Genomic DNA, 5688 nt, shown 5'->3' with positions numbered 1-5688 from the left:
CGCAAGACGCCGTGGCGGCGGGCGGCTACCGAGGAGTCGCACAGGCGCGCGAGCGAGACGTCAGGCGCGGGAGCGCCTGCAGGTCGCCGCGAACCGAGGGCCGGGGGCTGGCGGCGGGTCTCGACTCCGCCTACTTCCTCGGCCTAGGCAGCTCCCTCGTCCGCGGCGCCAGTCCCCACTGGTGGCGGCCCAGCCGGGAGGGCGGGAGCAGTGCGTCGAAGTCGGGGAGCCCGTCGTCCGCCAGGACATCACCGGAGATCGCCACGCTCACTACGCGGCCCAGGAGCATCGCACTGGTGCCGAGGTCGATCACGTCATGGCGCACGCACTCGAACGCGATCGGCGCCTCGGCCACCCGCGGCGCCGACACCACCTCGGAGGGCTCGGCGGTCAGGCCGGAGAGGACGAACTCGTCGACCTCCGGGCCGACCGGGGCCGAGGTGGCGTTGATGAGCTCCATCAGCGACTCGGTGCCGATGTTCACCACGAACTCCCCGGTCTCGACCACGTTGCGGTACGTGTCCTTGCGGCCGATCGAGGTGACCGAGAGGATCGCGGGGTCGGCGCAGGCCACGGTGAAGAACGAATACGGCGCGAGGTTCGACACCCCGGCGGCGGAGACGCTCGAGACCCAGGCGATGGGCCGGGGAGTGACCGATGCCGTGAGCAGGGCGTACAAGCCCTTGGCCGGGGGATCGTCCGGTGTGTGGATGGTGCGCATCTCGCCATTGTCCCGCCGTCTCGGGGGGAGTGACGTGATCCCGGTCACAGCTGCTCTAGCCTGGGGCGGCGAGTACATGACGGTGAGCGGGGCGGGCGAGAGGGGCCGGGGACGATGACGGAGACGAGGGTCCGGATTCCACTGCGGGACCAGCTGTGGCTGATGATGGACCGCCCGGACAATCTCATGTACATCAACTCGGTGATGTGGTTCGCCGAGGTCCCCGACTGGGACGCGGTCACCGAGGCGATCGCGTCGCGGATGGTCGAACCCCACCCGGTGTTCCGCCGGGTCCCGGTGCGACGGGGCCGACGGTGGTACTGGCAGGACGATCCCGACTTCGACATCTCCCGCCATCTGGTCCGACGGCGCCTTCCCTCGCCGGGCGGGCGCGCCGAGGCGGAGGCGCACGTCGCCGAGCAGATGGGGCTGCAACTCCCCGACGACCGCCCCATCTGGCGCGCCGAGTTCATCGAGGGCTACCACGGTCACGGTGGCGACCGGGAGGGGGCGCTCCTGCTGTTCCGCGTCCAGCACGGGATGGTCGACGGGATCCGTTTGACCCAGCTGGTCCTGGGGTTGTGCGACCGCGACGACGACGACCCGCTGCCCAACGTGGGTCGGGAGCTGTCCTCATCGGGCGGCGGTGTCCTGGGCGCGGTGGGCCAGGCCGGGGCAGGGCTGGCCAAGGACACGCTCGGCATCGCCCGCGGCCTCGCGGGCGCCACGATCAGATTCCCCGTGACGATGGCGCGACTGACCAGGGACGTGGTGGCCCCGGGCGGGGAGCTGTCCCGGGTGCCCACGCGTGTCGTGGAATCCCTCGCCGACACCATCGATCCCACCAACATGACGACCAACACCTACCGCTCGGTCTTCCGCCTGCTGTTCGAGCCCCGTTCCCCCGAGCTGTCGTGGAGTGGCCACGCCCACGCCCGGAAGAAGGTCTCCTGGGTCACCGGGGTGGACCTCGCGGCCGTCAAGAGGGTGGCGGCGGAGCACGACACCACCGTCACCTCGGTGATGATCGCCGCGGTGTCCAAGGCGCTCACCCGGTACCTCGACGCCCGCGGTGACCGACGGGTCTCCGACATGAACCTCATGGTGCCGGTCTCGCTGACACCGAGCACCGACGACCTCCCGGAGGAGCTGGGCAACCACATCACTCTCATCCTCATGCGCCTGCCGCTGGGGATCGACGACGCGGACGAACTCATCGAGGCCATCACCACGTCCATGACCCGGGTGCGCTACTCGTTCGAGCCACACATCACCTTCGCCACCATGCTCGGCGTGGCCGTCACCCCCACCGCGGTGCAGCACGCGGTGGTCGACCTGTTCGCCAACAAGACCGTCGGCCAGCTCACCTCGGTACCCGGTCCGGTCTCCGAGGTGCGGCTCGCGGGAACCCCGGTCGAGGGCATGCTCGGCTGGGTGCCGATGAGTGGCGACCAGGCGCTCGGGATCTGCATCTTCAGCTATGACGGCACGGTGTCCGTGGGGATCGCCACCGATGCCGAGCTCGTGCCGGACCCGGGCCGGGTCGCCGAGATGATCGAGGGTCAGTTCGCGACCTTCGACGGCTGGGAGGCCCCGGCCTGAGGACTGCCGTCGACGCGCCTCTCCTCACCAGGCGAGTGGTCCCCGGTAGTCGTGGCGAACCGGGAGAACCCCCGTGATGTCGGTCACACCTGTTCTAGCCTGGAGTGGAGCGCAGATGGCTCGGTGGTCGATCGCGGCTGGGGGGAAGGGTCGGGGACGATGGGGGAGAGGACGAGGGTCAGGATTCCGCTGCGGGATCAGTTGTGGTTGCACATGGACCGCCCCGACAACCTCATGTACATCACGTCGCTGGTGTGGTTCTCGGAGATCCCCGACTGGGACGCGGTCTCCGAGGCGATCGCGTCGCGGATGGTCGAACCCCACCCGGTGTTCCGCCGGGTCCCGGTTCGCGAGGGCAGGCGGTGGTACTGGGAGGACGATCCCGACTTCGACCTCTCCCACCACCTGATCCGCGGGCGGCTCCCCGCGCCGGGCGGGCGGGCCGAGGCCGAGGCGTACGTCTCCGAGCAGATGAGCATCCAGCTCCCTGACGACCGCCCCTTGTGGCGGGCCGAGTTCCTCGAGGGCTACCACGGCCACGGCCACGAGGCCGGGCGGGAGGCCGGGCGGGAGGGTGCGCTGGTCCTGTTCCGGGTCCAGCACGCGATGGTCGACGGCGTCCGGCTGACCCAGTTGGTCCTGGGTCTGTGTGACAGCGATGACGACATCCCGCTGCCCCGGGTGGGCCGGCCCCTCTCCCCTGGTGGAGACGGGATCCTCCGGACGGTCGGCCGCGCCGGGGTGGGGATGGTCCGGGACTCGGTCGGTATCGCCCGCGGTCTCGCCGGCGCCACGGTCACGTTCCCGTGGACCCTCACGCGGCTGGTCAGGGCCGTGGTGGCCCCGGGCCGCGGGGTCACCAGGGTGCCCACGCGCGTCGTGGAATCCCTGGCCGACACCATCGACCCCACCAACAGGACGACCAACACCTACCGTGCGACCTTCCGGCTGCTGTTCGAACCCAGATCGCCGGAGCTGTCGTGGAGTGGCCACGCCCACGCCCGGAAGAAGGTCTCCTGGATCGCCGGGCTGGACCTCGCGGCGATCAAGAGGGTGGCGAAGGCGCACGACACCACGGTCACCACCGTGATGCTCGCGGCGGTGTCCAGGGCGCTCACCGAGTACCTCGACACCCACGGCGATCGTCGGGTCTCGGACATCAATCTCATGGTGCCGATGTCCATCGAGCCGGTGGCTGACGAACTGCCGGAGGAACTGGGCAACCACCTCACGATCATCCTCATGCGCCTGCCGCTGGGGATCGACGACGCCGACGAGCTCATCGACGCGATCGCCACGTCCATGTCCCGGGTGCGCTACTCGTTCGAACCACACGTCACCTTCGCCACCATGCTCGGCGTCGCGGTCACTCCCGGCCCGGTGGCGCACGCGGTGGTCGACCTGTTCGCCAACAAGACCGTCGGCCAGCTCACGTCGGTCCCCGGGCCGGTCTCCACGGTGCGGATCGCCGGCACTCCTGTCGAGGGGATACCCGGCTGGGTTCCGATGAGCGGCGACCAGGCCTTCGGAATCTGCATCTTCAGCTACAACGGCAAGGTCTCGGTGGGCATCGCCACCGACGCGGGACTCGTGCCCGACCCGGGCGAAGTCGCCGGGATGATCGAGGACAAGTTCGCGACGTTCGCCGGATGGGACGAGGAGGACTGACCCGCGGTCACGCCGCGTGGCCGGTCCGTCCCCGCGCCCACCCGACTCACCACGCCGGCGCCGACTCACCACGCCGGCGCCGGGACCTCCGGGTGGGCGGCGAACCAGGCACCGATGTAGGACATGTCGATGCCCTGGTCCTCCGCGATCAGGTCGTACATCGTGCGCCCGTCGAGCGCCTCGCGCAGGAGGTCGGCGTGCCCGCTGTGCCGGTTGATCTCGGTCAGCACGTGCTGTGCGACCCAGCGGCCGTTGAACGGTGCCAGGTCCGACGGGAACCACGGCATCTCGGTGGGGACGGGGACCCGCGCGTCCAGGTCGGCGGCTCGGAGATGGGCGAGTCCCGCGGCGCACCGACGGTCGTACTCGGCGAGGACCTCCTCGGCGGTCGCGTCGGGATCGACCCGGTTGACGGCCTCGGCCCACTCGAAGGTCTCCGGTAGCGAGCGTCCCGTCTCCAGGGGGTCGGGCGCGGCGGCCGCCCGGCCCAGCCAGTCCTCGGCCACCTGACCGATGTGCAGGATCAGCCAGCCGAGCGTCAGCTCACTCGACGGGACCGGACGCGCCCGCAGTTGGTCGCCGGTGAGGCCGTGGACGATCGAGCGGGCGTTGACGAGAGCGTCGTCGATCCATTCGAGCAGGGTGTCGCGCTCGGTGGTGTGGGTGGCGGCGAACAGTGGCATGGCGAACTCCTCGGTGGTGGGTCGGGGATGGTGTGGTGTCGGCGGGTGCCGACGGGTCGTCCGGGTCAGACGGGTCAGACGGGTCAGACGGGTCGACCGGATCAACGGGTGTGGGCGTACAGGTCGCGGAGCAGGCACAGCTCCGCGCCGTGGTGGATGACCTCGCGGTGGATGTGCAGGACGAGGGTGGCCATGGGGGCGGCGGACCAGTGGCCCTCGGCCTCCCCGACGGGCGCGGCGAGGGCGTCGTCGTCGAGCCCCCGGACCCCCTCCATCCAGCCCGCGTAGGTGCGGTCGAGCTGGGCGAGTCCGCCCACGGCGTCACCGGCGAGCTCGTGGGTCATGTAGTCGTGGGGCGGTCCGCCGAAGTGGTCGTGCCACCGGGCCCCGAGCACTCCCACGACCACGTGGCCGATCCGCCACGCGATGGTCGTCAGCGGTGCGGGCCGCGGTTCGGGATAGGCGAAGTCGATCGTGAAGTCGCCACTCCCGGCCTGCACGTCCGCGGAACCGGTGCCCCGGGGGCGCACGCCCCAGGTCCGATCATCGGGTGCGGGGGAGAAGTGGTACTCGGCGTCGGTCAGTCCCTCCAGGCGAGGCCGGAGGTGGCCGGTCCAGTGGTATTCGAGTTGGTCGGCGAGCTGGTCGGTCCAGTCGATGGTGCGGGCTGTGGTCATGGTGGTCTCCCGGTGGTGGGGGCGGTCGGCCGACGGTCGGGCGGCTCTCTCGCGGTCCGACAGCAGACTCTCAGGTGATCAGGACAGATCTGGTCCTCTGCCGGTGCGAGAGTGGACGACGTGACCGAGGACAAGATGCCCACGACCCAGCGGGTGCTGGGGCTGCTCGACCTGCTGCAGCGGCGCACCGTGTGGACCGGGCCCGAACTCGCGGCCGAGCTCGGGGTCACCACCCGCTCGGTGCGGCGGGACGTGGACCGACTGCGCGACCTGGGCTACCCGGTCGAGTCCGAACGCGGCGCGGGCGGGGGGTACCGGCTGGGATCGGGCCGGCGGC

Annotated in this window: 6 protein-coding genes; 3 read left to right on the top strand and 3 right to left on the bottom strand. The window is 70.7% G+C overall.

Annotated elements, in window-relative coordinates; all coding sequences use genetic code 11:
- Positions 1-130 precede the first annotated feature (130 nt).
- Positions 131-721, bottom strand: coding sequence for a flavin reductase family protein (locus G6021_RS13505; protein ID WP_182640238.1), 591 nt, complete (start codon positions 719-721; stop codon positions 131-133).
- Positions 722-835: 114 nt separating this feature from the next.
- Here G6021_RS13505 and G6021_RS13500 point away from each other — a divergent pair, with 114 nt between their 5' ends.
- A complete protein-coding gene (locus G6021_RS13500) occupies positions 836-2323 on the top strand; it encodes a WS/DGAT domain-containing protein (RefSeq protein WP_241731013.1) in 1488 nt (495 codons plus the stop codon).
- Positions 2324-2482: 159 nt separating this feature from the next.
- Positions 2483-3991: a WS/DGAT domain-containing protein gene (locus tag G6021_RS13495; RefSeq protein WP_182641507.1), complete on the top strand. Its 1509-nt coding sequence runs from the start codon at positions 2483-2485 to the stop codon at positions 3989-3991.
- Between the two features lie 65 nt (positions 3992-4056).
- Here the strand turns inward: G6021_RS13495 and G6021_RS13490 are convergent, their stop codons facing one another.
- On the bottom strand, positions 4057-4674 hold the full coding sequence (locus G6021_RS13490) for a DUF664 domain-containing protein (protein ID WP_182617835.1): 618 nt from the start codon (positions 4672-4674) through the stop codon (positions 4057-4059).
- A 101-nt stretch (positions 4675-4775) separates the two neighbouring features.
- Positions 4776-5333 (bottom strand): DinB family protein, encoded by a 558-nt coding sequence (locus G6021_RS13485; RefSeq protein ID WP_182640239.1) that lies wholly within the window; start codon positions 5331-5333, stop codon positions 4776-4778.
- 153 nt (positions 5334-5486) lie between these two features.
- Here G6021_RS13485 and G6021_RS13480 point away from each other — a divergent pair.
- Positions 5487-5688: helix-turn-helix domain-containing protein (locus G6021_RS13480; protein ID WP_182617839.1), on the top strand; the 202-nt coding region annotated here is incomplete at its 3' end.

Origin of the sequence: Dietzia sp. CW19 (genome assembly GCF_014145265.1) — a bacterium.
Taxonomy (GTDB): domain Bacteria; phylum Actinomycetota; class Actinomycetes; order Mycobacteriales; family Mycobacteriaceae; genus Dietzia; species Dietzia natronolimnaea.
The sequence above is the reverse complement of the archived record's forward strand: the minus strand, read 5'-3'. Positions and strand labels throughout refer to the sequence as shown.